At 36.3% G+C, this 17967-nt stretch carries 8 protein-coding genes and 1 pseudogene; all 9 read right to left on the bottom strand.

Translation table 11 applies throughout. The features are described from left to right. Window positions 1–698: hypothetical protein (locus PKK00_13150; GenBank protein ID HNW99349.1), on the bottom strand; the 698-nt coding region annotated here is incomplete at its 3' end. Window positions 699–703: 5 nt separating this feature from the next. Beyond that, window positions 704–1192 carry a T9SS type A sorting domain-containing protein gene (locus PKK00_13145; GenBank protein ID HNW99348.1) on the bottom strand — a complete coding sequence of 163 codons (489 nt, stop codon included), beginning with the start codon at window positions 1190–1192 and terminating at the stop codon, window positions 704–706. A 654-nt stretch (window positions 1193–1846) separates the two neighbouring features. Next, a pseudogene (locus PKK00_13140) lies at window positions 1847–2191 on the bottom strand (tyrosine-type recombinase/integrase). 684 nt (window positions 2192–2875) lie between these two features. Further along, window positions 2876–4864, bottom strand: coding sequence for a hypothetical protein (locus PKK00_13135; GenBank protein ID HNW99347.1), 1989 nt, complete (start codon window positions 4862–4864; stop codon window positions 2876–2878). A 74-nt stretch (window positions 4865–4938) separates the two neighbouring features. Further along, complete coding sequence (locus PKK00_13130) at window positions 4939–12480, bottom strand: hypothetical protein (protein HNW99346.1); 7542 nt, start codon at window positions 12478–12480, stop codon at window positions 4939–4941. A 14-nt stretch (window positions 12481–12494) separates the two neighbouring features. After that, entirely contained in the window at window positions 12495–14240 is a 1746-nt protein-coding gene (locus tag PKK00_13125) for a hypothetical protein (GenBank protein HNW99345.1), read from the bottom strand. Between the two features lie 320 nt (window positions 14241–14560). After that, window positions 14561–14875, bottom strand: a complete 315-nt coding sequence (locus PKK00_13120) for an STAS-like domain-containing protein (protein HNW99344.1) — start codon at window positions 14873–14875, stop codon at window positions 14561–14563. A 6-nt stretch (window positions 14876–14881) separates the two neighbouring features. Beyond that, a complete protein-coding gene (locus PKK00_13115; protein HNW99343.1) occupies window positions 14882–15793 on the bottom strand; it encodes a hypothetical protein in 912 nt (303 codons plus the stop codon). A gap of 222 nt (window positions 15794–16015) precedes the next feature. Continuing rightward, a partial coding sequence (locus PKK00_13110) for a restriction endonuclease (protein ID HNW99342.1) occupies window positions 16016–17967 on the bottom strand: 1952 nt, incomplete at its 5' end.

Raw genomic sequence — 17967 nt, 5'->3', positions numbered from 1 at the left:
GTGGTAAAATGGTCTAAATCTGAAATCTGACTTTCGGTTATTGAAATGCCTGTTGTTTTATCCCAAGCTGTGAATACAGGGTCGGTTTCGCTGTCTAATTTATTGTTCCAACTAGTAGTATCGGTTGCTGTAATGCCACTTGCTACTGATGCTACGTAAACAGGGTCAGTCTCATCGGCTGTGGTAAAATGGTCTAAATCTGAAATCTGACTTTCGGTTATTGAAATGCCTGTTGATTTATCCCAAGCTGTAAATACCGGGTCGGTTTCTGTTATTGTTCCTGAAACACTTTCAGCCGTTTTTGCATGAAGGGCATAAGGAACGCTTAATAACTGGCTTGTGCCGGTAATGGTATAATTCGTACCACCGCTTGGGTCGGTTTCAGTTTTAATAAAATAAGGTCCGCTTTTCCAATTAATATTTGCAAATACTCCTGTTAAAGGAATTCCGCTACCAATCTCTATTGTTACTAATCCATTAGCATTCGTTTGTGGGTTAGGGTTATATATTTCTTTATATACTTCTGTCCCTGTTACTGAAGACTGCAAAATGCTTACACGCATACCAATAGCATGGCTTGTTACAAGATTGTTAGTCGCATCACGAATTACTGCCTGATAGCTCATTTTTTCAGGTGATTGAGCAAACATGCTTGCCGTTACTAATACGGCTATTAAAATTATAAATATTCTTTTCATATCTGTTAGTTTTTAATAATTTTAAACGTTTTTACTTCTTTGTTTTCCTGAATTACTTTTACAAAATACGTTGCAGGTTCAAGATTACTCATAACAATGCTTGTTTGGTCGCCTGTAATTTTTTCGTTTTGCAAAAGTTTTCCGTTCATGTCAAACAGTTGAAATGACAAGTCTTTTAACTTTTCAGTTTCCACTTTTAACTGTAAAAAATCGGCAGTAGGGTTAGGATAAGCCGTAACCGATAGCGTCATGCTGTTGGCTTCTTCAATAGTTGTTACTACCGAAATTTCATAGGGTTGTTGTATGCCTTGTGCCACAGAACCATTTATTCCGGTGTTGGAGGTGTAAACAACCTGTCCAATGGAATAGCTCACCGAACCTCCGCTACCGAATGCATTTCCGCCAATGGTGTTAATGCTTTCTTGTGCTTGTATTCCTATCAGCCCGAATCCTAACAAGAGTACTACACATAATTTTAATCGTTTATGATGCATTTTATCTATTTTATATTGATTTAAACTTTATACCTTGTCTATTTTGATAATGTATCAATGTTGTTTTGGTGTCTTTCTACAATGAACGCTAACGAGCCCGTGGCTGCTTTATGCCGCACGTCTACCCTCTCGTGTCTATGTGCTTTATGCTGTCAAAGTTATTACGTTCTTGTCAAACATGCAAATCCCTTGCGGTTAAAGCAGACACACGTTAGGTGCAGATACTAAAAAAATCCGAATTTGTCTGAACTTGTCCATGATTATCAAAATTTGTCAATGCTTGTCCGTGCTTGTCAATTGTTTGTCTTTGTCTGTTTGCTTACGCTTGTCTTTGTTTGCCAGTACTTGTCTACGTTAACTTGAACTTGTCTTTGTTTGTCTATAAGTAAAAAACATTAATGATATTTGCACCTAACGTCTGTGCTGCTGTATTGACGCAATATCTACTTTATAAAATTAAGGTGTAGCAATACTGTTTTGTCTTTGCAGCACACTTGTTTTTAATTATTTAAATTTTCTATTCATTCGTAAAAATAATAATTATTCACCAGGTTTTTTAAACATTTATTCAATTTTAAATTTTAGTTTTTCTTTTTAAGTTGTAGCAATTCATTTTTCCAATTTTAAATGGTTGGTAAATAATTAAATAAAGTTTTATAAATCTAAATTATCTAATGGGCTCTCCAGTTGCTCCATTCCTTTCTTTGTAATATGTGTGTATATCTCTGTTGTCTTGCTTGACGAATGTCCCAGCAATGTCTGTATATACCTTAGGTCAGTGCCTCTTTCAAGCAAATGTGTTGCAAAACTATGCCGCAACGTATGTACTGTTGCTTTTTTATTTATCCCTGCCTTCCTGCATGCTTCATGAAAAATAGAATTTATACTGCTTTCAGAGTATCGCCCGCCATCTTGTCCTTCAAACAGCCACACCTTTGGAGCATATTCTTTAAAATATTCACACAGGTAGGATAGTAATTTTTTTGAAAGCAAAGTATTCCTGTCTTTTTTCGGTCAAATCTTATTTTGAGGTGTTGTAATACCGATACGCAATATATAATAGTCGAAAAAAAATCAGACTAAATATATTGTCGATCGGCATTAACCATTCTAAAATTCAAAAAGCCTTTGGCCTATTTTGAATTAAGAATTTGGTATAACTTCTTGTCTAATGTTTTGAGAAATTTTTTTATTTTTCCATTCTTTCTGCATGATCAGAAAGAATCAAACCTGCCGGCCCGCTTCGCTGCGAGGCGAGCAAGGCAGGGAATCTGGCAAATCAGAACTTCAGCGCGCTCTGCTATAATGCAAAATTATAGACAAAGGCATTCCGAAAGATCGGAACTTTGTAAGAATTTAAAGCATTATAGCATTCACCCTAGCACAGACCTCGCTGATTTGCCGGGCCCTCGCTCAATTGAATATTCTAACTTTTATCAATGCGTAATGGCCTTCAGGAAATTTAAGTATACTTTCAAAGCCGGAGATGCCATTTTACAAGGCGTTTATATTCTTATGCTTCGTACTAATGATGAGGTAAAGACACAAAAACTCATCATTAACAGGTAGTGGTTTTGTGTGATTCAATAAAAAAAACCCTCTGAATAGGAGGGTTTTTTTTATTGGTTTTTTTAATTGTACAGCCCCAAAGGTTTTGAGGAAGAAGTATATTTGATGTATAAACTATTTCGCTTTAGCGTTTACTTCATCAGTGGGCTTACTTTCTTTACCGGCTTTATTAAATGATTTCAGGTAATAAAAATATTCTTCATTAGCATTAACCGATGTGTCTTCATATTGATTAACATCTGCTGTAAACTCTTTGAGTAATGTTGCTTGTTTATTTGCGACAGCTCGGTAAATGCGGTATCCGGCAATATTGTTATCGTTAGGAATATCCCAATGTATCACAATTTTTTTATCGGTGCCATAAGCAGAAACACTTCCGGGTTGTATAGGTAGTTGTTCGGGAATTTCAATTCCTGTTGCTGAACTTATACTTCCTACATCAGAACTGTCAATACCTATACATTGAATGCTGTAACGGTAATGAGCGCCTTCAACAATATTTGAATCGGTATAATTATTTTGTTCGAATGTGTTTACAGCTATCCGTTTTAAATTTGTTTCTTTATTATCTGCATCAACTGTGCTTCTGAAAATATAATAAGCAGACACTGCTGCATTTTGTTCCGATACATTATCCCATGTGATGAATACAGATTTATTTAAAATCATTGCATTTACTTTTGAAGGAACAGGCAGCATTCCACCGCTAAACTGCACGCTGACTCTTTCGGTAAGCGGACTGATATTATATGATGTATTTACCGATGCAACGGCATAACTGTAAACTTCAGGATTGGCAGATAATGGTAACGTGTCGTTATATGTCAGAAGAGAATCTTTACTTAGCAACATCCTTGGTAATTGCACCAAATCGGCAATATAACCGTTTGCGCGGTAAACATAATATCCGTGAATTTCTTTTCCCAGTCGCTGGAATTTAAGTGTAACTATTCTTCCGTTACGTGAGATGGTAAGGTTTTGCGGAGGTAAAAGATTTTGTTTGTTGCCTTTTAAAATCACAGGAACTCTTGCACTTGGCAAACTATTCCCATAACCTGTATTGATGAGAATGTAGTAATAATAAGCTGTTGCGGGTTTTATTTTGTTATCGTCGAAGTAGGTTGTTTCTTTTGGCGATACGCTTGCTATTTTAACATAACTTCCATCATAGGTTGCCGAGCGGTAAATATCGACAGATGTAACATAAAGAGAATTTTTTAATTTCCATGTAAGGTCAACACCACGTTTCTCAACATTAGGTTCAGCGTCAAATTTTTCAACTATTCCTATTTCAGAAGGTTTTGAAAGGTTGTAAATATTCAATGTGTCTTTTGTTGGCGTGCCCATATTTCCTAAAGCATCGTAAGGTGTTGCGAGATAGCTGTATGTTACACCTGTTGCTACAGATGCATCGGTAACGAACGCTACAATTTTTCCTTTTTCTTTTGTAAAAATTACTTTAGCCGGTATTTCAGAGAATTTATTTTGTTTGAACAAGCTGCGGAATAATTTTATTCCGGCTGTATTCACAGAGTCACTTAAACGAAAGCTGATATTAATATTTGTTTCGTTCAGTTTAAAGCTGGTTGCTTTCAAAGTGCCGCCAAACGGGCTTCCCGGGAATGTTATCTTTATTTCGTTCAGTAAAGTTCTTTCCCCGCTTTTTGGTAATTTGTAAATACGATACTGATATTCTCCTTGTTTTGTGATGCCATCATCAAACCATGCACAACCTGCAACCGACTGGTAGCGCGGGTCGAAAGCATATGAATACAACGAATCGAGTGTGATTGCTTTCTGAGCAAACTGCCATATTTTTTTTGTAAGCGATTCATCAATGTTAGTGAGTGATGCCAGTGAACCCGGTAAACGAAGCAATGTAGCTTCGCATTCTGCCTCATTCTTCGGAGCATGAAGTTCTGCAACAGGATTCCATTCATTGGTATTATCTTTTTTTCTTTCGATGATATATGAAAAATGCCTGGGTAGTTCATTACCACAATAGATATAGATTCCTGTTTTATATGCTTTGCTTGAAAAATTTTGAGCAGTAACGCCTGTTGCCGCTAACAAGAATAAGAGAAAAAATATTCTTTTTATCATGACTGTTTTTTATTTATTACAAATACTATAAACTAATTTTTAACTCTAAACTCTGCATTCTATATTCTAAATTCTTATTCACAATCCTCAGTTTCATCGCATGAACCAAGACTAAAACTATACCCATCGGTTCCTGCCGAAGCTTTGCAATCAATTGAAATATCTTTTGAAATGGTTGTCAATACAAGGCTTTGTGATATGCTTGCATTGAAGCCAAGATTCATGCTTGTTTTAGCATTGAACTGTCCTCCTTCATAAGCGAAAGTGATCAATGCTTTTGCATCAAGCGAGCCACTGATGCTGGTTCCGGTAATACAACTTAAACCTGCGGCAACATGAGCATAAGCATAACCATTCATGCCTATTGAGATATCGCCCGGTTTAAAATTAGCCCACATATCAGCGCCGATTATTGCTGTTGCCTGTACATAGCCCGATGCAAGGATGAAATCAAAGTCGATGCTTTCATCAACAATTACTCTGTCGATAGTAAAATATAATCCTGAAAGCTGATTTTCGGCAGTCTTGGTGCGATAACATTTATCAATAACTTCCGGGTTTTTATACGAGTTAACAACACCCCACAATTCATCGGTTATCGTGTATTTGCCAATCATGAAACCTAAGTTGTATGTACCATCGATATAAGGATTCGGAAGTTTTATATCAGCTTTTACTCCTCCTGCAATATAGAATCCATCGGGGTCGAATAAGGTTTCAATTGTACCTGAAATGGTATTCGTTCCAAACTTAACATCTTTAGCTGTAAGTTTTCCAATCAATCGTTTCTTTGGAAAATCGAAAATCATTTTCAAATCACCGAATGGTGTGGCCTGATCAACTTCAAGTTTATCTGAACTTGCGCTGATGTCGCCCATTACAGCAAATTTAGTATAAGATGGTTTGGTATTTTTTTCAGGCGTGTTGCTGCTCATATCGCCTTCGTAAGTAAGGATTGACCAATCATTATTTTTAACTGACATTCCACCCTGGGCAATTTTCAAACTTGAACCGGTGTTGCTTGTGCCATTGCCTTCACTGGTAAGTTGTGTAACAAAATCTTTATCCATCTCAACTTTATAAATAGGATTGCCACCTGTATAGAATGAAGAGCCGCCATCAACAGCATAAAATGTAGAAGGAATTTCATTGAAAGTTTTTGTTGGCTTTTCAACAACATTGCCAAGAATGGTAACTATTTTATCAGTGATGGTAATGTTAGGAACATTGTTCCCGGGGTCTCTTGCAACAAAATGAACAAAACCCTGTCCTTCAAAATCAGCCTGAACAGTTTTAATTTTCTGTGAATTCGGATTTTTGTATTCCAGCGATAAACGAAGGTCGCCCATTCGCGGAGCACCTACGTTGAAAGCTCCCGAAATGGAAATATAATCAGGTCCGTTATAAATTGATTCCGGTGAATATACTGTCAACTTATTTTTATTTATTATTAAAGGTGTTGACTGCTGCTGCAACTGGAATACCGATTCATTATTACTAAGAATCTGAATATAGTTTAATTTTATTTTTGCACTCGATCCATTTAACTGTGTCAGTCCTACAAGGTCTGGTAGAACTGCTGCTGGATTTCCGCTAATGCAAAAACGCCAGTGCGGTTTCATATCGGTACCGGTCTTGTTATCGAAAACTAATCCGGCATGAGTAGTGTCAATAACCTGAAGTGGAATACTTCCTCCGGCCATTTGTAAATTATACAATTGGAAATCGCTCATCAGGAATAAATCATTTCGCAAAACAAATTTTGTAAAAGGAATATCAACGGCTTTGGTATTGATCATGCAATGGTTGCTCACAATACCGCCTTCTTCCGTACTGAAATCCCAGTTCTTTACATTCAGTGTCCAGTTCTCCAATGCCAGTTTTATTGGCGAAACGCTTGATGCCGGGTAAACTTTATTTTCATCAAGAACCATATCATCAATATTCAATTTGAAATTTGCCGGTTGTGCATTTGTAATATGACAATTTAAATTCACATTCAAATGTATTTTTCCATTCTCATCAATAAAACTCTTTTGCGGGTCAGCACTTGCTGTGAACCCTATCAGTTTGAATTTTATGGAATCGCCTTTATCATTTGCCAGGTAATATAATTTTTTCGGTTGAGCATTGTATATGTTCACCTGGTTTTGAATGGCAAGATAATAAAGTGTATTATTTGTATAATAATTATTATTTGTTGTTGATTCAGATAACGCGCTGGTAACGGCGCTGATATTATTGTTAATGGTATTATTGCTTGTTTTTTCAACTAAATAAAAATTATCTTTTGCACTTGAAAAGTTCAGGTATGTGCTGGGGAAATTAAATGAATTATCAACAATATTTATTTTTCCTTTTATCACACCGATATCATTTTCTTTAGATAATTCAAGTGGATCGGGTGGTCTCAGATAATATCCTATTACCGAACTTGCGGATGTTAATTTTACATTGTATTTATTCAGGTATCGGAATTTAAGGCTTGTTATTCCTTTAATAGTTACCGATGCATCCTGTGCAACGCCAACTTTTTTACTATTTACAACAGATGATTTAAAAGTTACATCTTCAATACGCATTACCTGGTTTCCTTCTTCGAGTGCGAAATTACTGATGGCTTTCGACCAGTGAACAATACCGGTAACTTTAGCCAAACTGCTATCCGCATTCAGAGGTGTAATTTTTTCAACAGTTAAAGGAAATCCATAAATGTTATTTACAAACATTGCTTTGAAACTGGAGAGTGTAAGATTACATGTTGCCGTATTATTTTTTATGTCGGCAGGTTGTATATCGCCGTTAACAGTGAAGCAGGTGTCGAGAGTTGCATGAAGATAAATTTTCTGGTTATTAACCGGAACACCTTTCAGACTGTAATTTCCCGAAGCATCGGTATATGCAATAACAAGATTTGCATCGTTAGTTAATGTTGTGCTGCTTGAAGCATACGGATTATAAAAATAACCATATCCCGATTGTTGTTGCGATACATCGATATAAACTTTTGCATGTTTCACAGGCTTGCCGTCAAGTTTTACAATGCCGTGAACTTCGCTTCCTGTCTCAAGTTTCACAGGTACAGTAATTGTATTTTTACTTTCGGTATTGATTAAGTTAAGTGTTTGCGGGATAAAACTTTTTCCTTCTGGTCCGCGAATAATGAATGTGAAGTTGTTCACAGAAACATTTTCAAAAATATAATCAACACCTCCAACACTATTTGCTTTTTTGATGGTGTCGCCTAATTGTACCGTAGAATTTGGGATTGCGGTAGGCCATGAATAATTCTTATCTAAAATAACAAAATGAATCCGATGTTTACGGCGATACAAACCAAAATCTTTTAAATCGATAATTGATTTTAAAGTATCGGCAGCAGTGATTGTATAGGTTGAATCGAAGAATGCCACATCTTTCGGAATAATGAAAACTTTTGTTCCGATGATTCCCGGTACAGGCAGGTTTGAGAAATAACCATTGGCATCGGTTTCAACTACCGAACCCTGGTCGACCTTTATATAGGAAGGAACTCCTTTTTTATTTTTATCATCAAGGTTTACAATATGTCCTTTGATTTTTCCTGACGGGTCGAGAAGGAAATTATAGAAGAACTGGTCGCCTGTTGGATTGTAAGTGAATTTTGTACTGTTGGCAATCGAAGTCCAGAAACTTAAATACATTGTGCTTTTATACCCGTTGGCAGTAGCATCAAATGAAACCTGCGATGTTCCTGAAGATTTTGTAAATGCATTCAGCGGATATTTATTTGCGAGGAATTCAACATAACCATCTTTATCAACGTATGTGGGATATGATTTGTTTATCATTACTCTTCCGCCTTTACTTCCGGGAATGCTGTTCTTCGAGGCATTATCAAGTACCCTGATGAATGCACGGCTGGGAAGAGGTTGCAGTGTCATAGTGATAACAATAGGGTCGGGCGATTTTTCGCCAAGGAAATATTCAGGTTCTCCTAAATCATCAACATTTGTATTGATTGATGCGAATGTTGCCTGGTAAGTTTTTTGTCCTAACGGATCGCTGCATGCTTCAATATAATAATCTTCAAAACCTGCAAGCAGTGTGGTGAACAAAGCAGAACCGTCCTGTAAATTTTGGGCAGCAGGCCAAAGATGTTCGTATTGTTGTGTAAATACATTGAATCCTGTCTGAAGATTTGCAGCATGTGATTTATCATAGCTCTCGCCCCAGGTGTGGTATTGCGGACTGATAAGTTCAGAAACCTTGTATTTGCCATCGCCTTCGCCTAAAGGAAGGTCGGCAGTTTTATCATTAAGGCTTCGGAAAACTGTAATCATCATTTGATTGAGATTATTATTTTTTGTGTCCTTGGTTTTTACAATAACGCTTACTTCTTTTACATAACTTTTTAAAGGATTCGCGATGCTAAGTGTTTTGAATGCATCAACAGCAAATGTTTCTTTGGTAGGATAGATGTAATCATTATCTGGTACAATTCGATATACTCTTTCAAATGTTACAAGTTCATCACCACCCGCCGGAGTTTCTATCATCAACTTATACGAGTTGCTTGGCCCGTGTCCCTGGAATTGATTATTCAATCCACCCTGGTTGAATCCGCTGCCACCAAAGCCTACATTATAAGTATTTGTCATGTTGTTATAGCTCACACCGCTTGAGTTGATTGAATTCTGAACGCTTGAATTCTGCATTCCGCCAACTTCCAATCCGAACAATCCTGAATATCCGAAATTATCATAACCCGGGTCAGGATTGATAACGGGGTCGGTTAATCCGTCAATGCCGTAATCAGGAGTGGTGGTAGGATTGGGGTTATTCCATGTCCATCCTTTATCAACAATGTAGCCTTGTCCGAGCGAGCCTTTTTTATTGATGTTCACCACATCCACAACAAAATTCCCCTGGTCGTCGGTTTCACCAACAGCCATTGTTGCGTAATGATCGAGCAGTTTTATTCCATCAGAATATTGGTCTTGTCCTTCGGGAACAAAGAACTTTTCACCTATATGATAACCACCGCTTGTCTGACTAAATGTTGTAATGGCTCCTATAGGCCTGCCGTCAACAAGGTAATCAATAACCACTTTGAATTTAGCATGAGCAAGTGGTCGCATCTGGTCGCCTTTATCGCTTTTCCAATGATATAATATTCTTCCTTTCACCAGTGATGTCGGGGGTTTTGTTGAAACAATATCATACGTAGCAGTAACCTTACGATAAAGAGAATCATCTTTATCAATGTTCTTCGGCAACTCAACTTTCAAAGGCATTTCCTCTGCAACAAATCCATCGTCATTAAATGCAAAGTTCAGGTATGGGTTCACCGACCAGTCGTGGCTGTTGATGTAGTTAGTGCTGATATAATCCGAGTATGCATTGTAAGCATTGGTGTTCACATTCTGAAAATTATTGTTTACAACTGTAGTATTATTGGTTTGATTGACGCCTGTATTCACATTCTGCAGGTTCACGTTGGTATTCACATTAAAGTTAGAGTTCGGAGTTGACACATTATTCCCGCCGATGGTATTATTGATGTTCAACGCCATCAGGTAATATTCATCACCACTGAATATGGAAGCCAGCAAGCGTTCAAACTTTACATAAGTTGTTGTGTCGTTCTCTTTCACGGTAACACCTCTTGCAACTTCGGTAAACCCTGATGTTTTGCTGTAGTCGGTTATATTTCCTTCAACAGGCGGAATGTAATTCTTTTTGTTTTTCCTGTAAAGAACAATGGTGATTCCTTCTGCTATTTTTTTGTTCTCAACAGCGTATATCATTCCTTCATTAAAAGTGTTATACTGATAGCCACTCAGCAAAGGATTGTAAATACTGTCCTGCAGCGATATTTCAAGCTTGCCGTTCTTCTCCTGAAGGAGGTACGAAGTGAAAGCTTTCTTTACATACAGCTTTAATGAATAGGCATAGGTAAGCGCAACCTGCTGACCGAATACAACGCTGGTATCTTTGTTAACAGCCGGTATGCTTATCATTGAAAAGTTCTTGTCGATGTAATATTTGTCGGGCATGAGTATTCTGAAATACAAACTATCGCCAATCAGATATTTTATGGGAACCGAAACCTGTGTATGGAAAACACCATAGTTATCGGTAGTTCCGGTGGTGTATGCAATCTTTTTGTAGTTCACACCATTGTAAGTGATAGGCGGAACAGTAGCCGAAACCGTGTTCGATTTTTTCAGTACACTTACTTCAAAAGGTGTGTTGGTGGCATTGAATAATGTTCCAAGACTGTCTTTGAATATGTATTTGATAACAGCGCTGACGGGTATCTGCAGCGATGGTTCTTCATCTTTTATTTTCCTGTATTGAAAATCAACACTTGTTGCCGAATTTATAAATTGCGAATAGGCATCGTATGCTTTAACTTCTGCCTGGTACCAGCACGAATCAACAAAGCCAAGGCTATCGGCTGATTTCATAGGCAGGCTGAGATAACTTATCAGTCGGTGGCTTATATCATTTATTTCAGTGATGTTTTTTGTGAACTCAACTTTTTTCTGATATTTCTTAATTATTTTTTTTGAATTGGTAATGGTTATCTGGTATCGTGTAACTCCCAGTTTCTGGTAAAGCGAATCGTTTATGTGAAGCGTATCCTGGTTGTAGCTTGCATCAAACCAGTTCCAATTCAACAATGCGCTGGTTTCGTTATTAACTTCAACATAATTTTTCTTGGTATTCGGGTTGATGAAATTTAAAGTGTATTTCCCGTTAGCATTGAAATTATTGCCTTTATAGAAAAAAGAAACCGGTTCGCTTTTCCCGTTATTCTTAAAATATCCCTGCGTTGAAGACGCTGTAACCTGCATGGCATAAGAACATCCGGTGTCCAGTTTTATTCCGCTTGCAACATCCAGCGGGAATGTTGTGGTTATCAAATTCGAGCGGTCAATCACAACCTGTGTGGCATTAGCTAAAGCATCGCTTGGTGAAACACCGGGAGGAATTAATTTTACAATACGTAGACGATACCTGATATCGGTCAGACCGCCGCTTACCGGTGTCCACGATGTTAATAAGAACTGTGGAATGGTGGCATCAACACTGCTTAAATCCTGCGGGTTGATGATCTGAGGAGGCTCTAAATACATGATGTTTAAATTCTGGCAATCTTCCGAAATGATAGCGCCAGTAGTATAATCTCTAACCTGTATGCAAAAATTATAATTGCCTTCGGGCAATGCCTGGTTGTACATTATCTGGTTGTAAGTGATTCCTGAAATTATCAGATCGTTCTCCGAGCTTCCACCGTAGATGTTGCGTAAAGCCGCGCCGGTAAAGGTTTGCGGAATGTTGGCAATCAAGTTTATTGGAGTTACAGGCCGATAGCTTTCTTTAACTTCAATACTCACCGAGTTGTCATCTTTCCTGATAGTTGCGGTCATATACACTTTCAGGTTTTGTGTGCTGGTAAGCGTAACAATAACCTGGTTGCTTGTAAGCCCTGAATAATCCTTGAAGAAAGGAGAGTAGGGTGGCAGTACGTTCAGGTTTATTGTAACCTGTGCAAATAAAGATGTTGAAGCTGATATTAAAATCAGAGCAGCTAAAAAACGGAAGATCTTAAATTTTATCGTTTTCATGTCTGAAAAATTATTTACTGTTTAAAAATATATTGATACGAGAACATCAGTCTCGACTGGCTGTAGTCGTTAATATTATAAATGCCGTTTGCAGGCGAATAAACATAATTATATCCGAAACCGATGTTATGCTTTTTTAATAAAATATAATTCACGGTAAGGTCTAACGATACGGTATTCCCGTTAGGATTCGAATCGATGCTGTTCCACAGCAATGTGTTGTTGTTGGTGATAGCAAGCGTATTTTTTATAAGACTTTTACTTGCACCGGCAATAATACCAAAGCTATTCATGGTGTGTGAAAGGGTTTTGGCAGTATTGTAATTAAGCCCTGATGTGATGCTCCATCCGCTTTTGCTTATGGCAAGCGTGTTGTTAAGGGTAGCGTAGAAATTGTTCAGGTCGCCCGAATTATTTTTCTGTCCTTCATTCTTTACATTGGTAATACTGGTAACCAGCGAAACAACATCGGTGTGTTTCGAGGTCATGAAAATATATCTTGGCACAAAAGTGTAAGTGTTGCTTTTCTGCGAAACACTGATGGAATCGGGAACCAACGCATTTATCTTCTCCTGCTTCATGCCGAAATTATTATAGCTTACATCGAAGCCCCATTTGGTTGAAGGGTTCACCGATATGGACGAATTCAGTATTATACGTTTTGTGGTTAGTTGTTTATAGTGATTTAAGTTGTCGTGCTGGGTTTGAAACATGTTGGTGAACTTGAGTTTCTTTTTAAAAAAACTCCACGATGGTCGTATTGAAAACAATTCCACATCGCTGTATGTAGAAACATTTCCCATGCTTTTATAATAAGGTTCAATATGCTTGTACTGTGTTTGCAATGTAAAATTCTTTGCTGTGTACCCCACATTAACATTGCCGGCCCATTGCAGTTGTGTTGTTAAATTATAACGGAACAATTTCTGAAGCAAATTTAATACGGGCAGATCATCATTAAAAGGAATAGAGTCGGCATAGGAATTATAGGTATATGCACTTACTGCCGCATCACCACTAACATTGATGTGTTTGCCTATTTTTTGAACCGTGTTCAATCCCAATACAAAATTGCGTTCAGGTAATATTTTTTTTAACGAGAACGTATCGTTAATACTATTTTCGCGGTCGTGTGCTTTGAATAAAATGAAATCAACAAAGTTGGTTTCTTTACCCAATCCAAATTTTGCGCCCCATCCCCAACGTGAAAAACTTCCTGCCTGCGAATAATAATTTGTTCCGTTGACTGATGAAACATTTAACGGATACGAACCCGGAATGGTTTGCGAATACAGCGAAGTGTCGACCATCCGTGCTTTGTGCAGCCTGCCTATGAAAAAGCCAAGACGTAATTTCTTAGGACGATAATCAAAACCGCCGCCAAAGAATGTTTGTCCCGAAACGGTTGAAGGCGAATAGGTATATTGCCTGTAACCTGCATGAATGGTAAGGTTCTTATATTTCGGACTTAAGCCAAACTGGCTGAAACTGTTCTTGAAATCGATGCTTCCATTGGTTACTACTGCAAGCAGGGGAATTGAAATACCATAAATGCTGATATTCACATTGGCATTGGCATTCCAGAAACCGGGCATAGGCACACGGTTGCTGTCGTTGGTTATGGTTGCTGTGTAGTTTGCCCCGATACTTCCACTGATATGGATTGGCTTTTCATTTTTTATGTTTGCCAGATCCTGTGCGGGTATTACAGTAGTTAAAAGAAGAAATGGTAATAAAGCAAAAAGTATTTTTTTTATCATCCCACCTGTTTTACTAAATCAATCTGTTATTATAATTCGGCTAAACGAGTTTGCAGTAAATTACTAACGCGTTAGCTTGTTATTATTTCCTCAAATTTACAAACAATATTTTTAACAGTACATTATAAAATTGTTAACGTAAATTAAGTAATTGGGAATTTGAAGAATGAGAAGTAGAAATTATAATTTCAAACAATATTGCTGTTAGAACAATAATAAATTTAAACAAATAAGGAATGGAAATTAAAGTGTTTTAGTTATGAATACTGCTCTTATACGTATATTTCACGGATAATAAAAAGTATATTTTTTAAAATTAATTAATGATATTCAGTATGTCTTAAATTGTTAATATACCATTTAATATTATTAGCAATACTGGATGTATAATTAGTAATTATTATTCTATCTTTTAGTATATCAAACCCATACTGATCTACTATTTCCCCAATAGAAGAATTTAGAAATGAACTTGACAATGCCGAAATACCTTCAAATGATAAGATTATATTATCAGTACGATCTAAAGAAGAGATAATAGCTATTTTCAGGTTTAATCCATCAATATTTGATGTTGTACCTGAAGTGATATCCTTAATTATTATTTTTTCTGTTTTCATATTTGATGACTGCAAAGATAATCAAAAAATCTTTAATTCATCGGTTAATTCTTCTTCTTTTAGAGGAAGGTTTCTACTGTCAAGGTATATTACGACAGAAGTGCCGGGAAAGTTACCTTTTAATAAACATGTTTTTTCACTTCCATTATCCAATATCCAATACATTGCATTATTGCTTACAATGAGAATTTTACTTTTTAATGCTTTTACATTTGAAAAAATATTATCCCACCCAAATCCCCTATTATGTGGCCTTGACAAGGTTGAAAAGCTTATTTCGAATGATTTTATTAATGCTGCCAAATTATCTATAGTTGGCTTATTTATTTGTTTGAGGTAATGGTTAACCTTATATGGTATACCTATTCCAAAATCGCAAACACAAGTAATTATCTGATTTCGGCTTGAATTAAACTGTGTAAATGTATAACCGGGAATTTTTGATTCGGAATGGTCAAATACATTATTCATTAACTCTGCCAATGATAAACTTAAAGCAAATAAGTCTTTTCCATTAAAATGGTTGTTCTCAAAATACTTTTGCGCTTGTGCCGGGTAAACACTTGTTGCTGTTTTTTCAATACGCCATAGTGGTAGAGTTTTAGGGTCTGTTGGGGCAGGAAAATTATTAATATTTTCTTTATTGCAAAATTGGTTGAAATGGAAAGATTCAAGATATGCTTTTATATTATCAGGACTATTTATAAGTTTTACTATATATCCTTTTGCTTGATATTCGTGAATTAAACATGCCAGAGGTGCAATATGATAAGGTTTTAAATTGCGACAACGTTGAAAATCAAATTTAACTAATTTGGATGGAAATTGCCGCCTATCAAGATTATGGACTCGATTACTAATTATCCACTTAATATGTGATTCGATAGAATTAAAATCAATTACAAATATTGTTTTTGCTTTATCTTGGCTCATGTTATTGCATTAATTTATTTTAATTATTTCATTCTCTACTGAAGTAAATTAAAATTCTGGTTAACTATTTTTTCTCGCTTTTTATAATTCCAAATCCTGTATTCTTTTAAACGATTTCCCTTTTCTGCCTTTCTTTTCAATTGTGTTTGGTGTTATTTCAGTTGAATCGGGTAATTTAAATTCATAACCATAAACTAATTTTTCATAATTGTTAGATTTGAATTATAATTGTTTAATTAATTCTTTTGCCTTATCCACATTATAAGCTCCGTCAATAGCTTTTTTATCGAAGAGCATGAAGTATGAAAAATCTTTTCCGGCTAATTCAGCCCATTTGTTACCGAGACGGCATTTTGCCATACTATCTGAATTATCACGGTCGTCACCTTTTGTTTCTATGATAATGATTTTGCCAGATTTTGAGACTACAATAAAATCGGGGTAATGATTGGATTTAAAACCGTTAATTGAAAATCCTTTTCCTCTGCCTAAATTACGATGCCAAAAAGCAATGTTAGGAAGACTGGAGATGTCAGTAATTACGGTAGTTTCAAAGTTGTTCATTATTCCTTCACGTTCGTAAAGTGAATGACCTATTGAAGAACCAAGCGGTCCCGGAACAATCATTTCAGGAAAATTCCAAGTAGGTTCAACAACAACTTTGCGAATTTTTATTAAATCATTGAACTGACCTTCTGCATAAATATCTGCATGTAGACGAATCTTTGCTTTTATTTTATCTGAATAACTCCATTTTCTTACAAGTATATCCTGCAATTGTTCTGCATTCAACTGGCTTAAGATACGTTCAACATAAGCCCGTATTTCCTGATCGGGAATAGGGTACATGTCACCTACAAGCTGAACAAGCTGGTGTGAAATATCTTTGATTTGTCCTTCTTTTGGTTTTGCAAGTATGTAATCAATAACAGGGTCTTTCACTACTTGGTCTTCAATTTTTGTAAAGCGTGGAGCATATTCATCATTCTTGATTTGTTCAATATCTACTTTATACAAATCAGAAGTTATCTGGTCGAAATCAATTTTTGAATCTTCATTACTTAGCTTAAAATTTTTTAATAAAGATTCCTGATTAAGGAATATTTTATCTGTATCGAAAATATCGCTTTGCTTCACTTCTAAAAAGAATTGAGGCAGTTTTATTTTTGATGCCAGTTCTTTATTGACATCTACAATTCTGTAACGCTTTACTTTTTCGCCCATTTCCTGAAATATATTTTCGTCAAGCGGTTGCTGACTTTGTTTTTCAATTACTTCTTCCATTTCCCTGTTCTGAGTTTCAGCCATGTTTTCAATTTCTGCAACTACAGCGATGTTCGACACTTCAGTGGTTTTTACATTAGGATTGAAAGATATTCTTTCCGGTATAATTTCATCAGCTTCATTTAAACTTATTTCCTGTTGTTCGGGGAATAAGAATGTTTCCAATGGTTTTTCAATAACTTGTTTCTTTTCTTCTTCGAGCATCATGTCTTTTTCTCTATAATCTTTTTCGCTAAAACCCGATGTCTGCAAGCCTTTTACAATGTTTTGCAAAGTGTCATTGAATTTTGCAGAAGCTGTAAGAACATAAGAAACATTGAGTAATGGAGCGGAATGCTTCATTACATAGGGCTGACGAAGTACACGACCTAAAATTTGTTCAACATCAACTGCTGATGATTTATCTGCTAATGAAGCGAGAATATATGCAAATGGGCAGTCCCAGCCTTCTTTCAGTGCATTAATTGTAATGATGTAACGAACAGGGCAATCTTCTGAACTTAAATCAATCCCCTTGAGTTCGTCCTTTTCGGCTGTTTTTATTTTTATCTGTGCTTCAGGAATACCAACTTTTAGCAATTGTTCTTTCAATTTTTCAAAAGTTGTGTTATCCTCTCCTGTGCGTGGCTGTGCCTGAAACAAAACAATAGGACGAATATATTTACCTCCATTTTTTGTTTGTTCAATTGCAAGCAATTCGAGTTTATGTTGCAAATGCAGTGAACTATTAATTACTTCTGTTTTGTCGTGATGGTTATAAACTATTACAGGGAGTTTAACCATGTGTTCCTTCTTTAATTCTATTGCAGGAACAAGACTAATGATATTGCTATTGTCTTTTGGAGTTGCTGTAAGGTCTAATACAAATGAAGGATTAAGGGCATTTAACA

It is taken from the genome of Bacteroidales bacterium (assembly GCA_035353855.1).
Taxonomy (GTDB): domain Bacteria; phylum Bacteroidota; class Bacteroidia; order Bacteroidales; family CG2-30-32-10; genus DAOQAK01.
Note: the sequence above shows the minus strand (reverse complement) of the source record. Positions and strands in the feature narration are given on the sequence as shown.

What these genes read in the sequence shown, in the direction of transcription:
- PKK00_13145 (HNW99348.1), bottom strand. Translation starts at nt 1,192, where the DNA reads ATGCATCATAAACGATTAAAATTATGTGTAGTACTCTTGTTAGGATTC.
- PKK00_13135 (HNW99347.1), bottom strand. Translation starts at nt 4,864, where the DNA reads ATGATAAAAAGAATATTTTTTCTCTTATTCTTGTTAGCGGCAACAGGC.
- PKK00_13130 (HNW99346.1), bottom strand. Translation starts at nt 12,480, where the DNA reads ATGAAAACGATAAAATTTAAGATCTTCCGTTTTTTAGCTGCTCTGATT.
- PKK00_13125 (HNW99345.1), bottom strand. Translation starts at nt 14,240, where the DNA reads ATGATAAAAAAAATACTTTTTGCTTTATTACCATTTCTTCTTTTAACT.
- PKK00_13115 (HNW99343.1), bottom strand. Translation starts at nt 15,793, where the DNA reads ATGAGCCAAGATAAAGCAAAAACAATATTTGTAATTGATTTTAATTCT.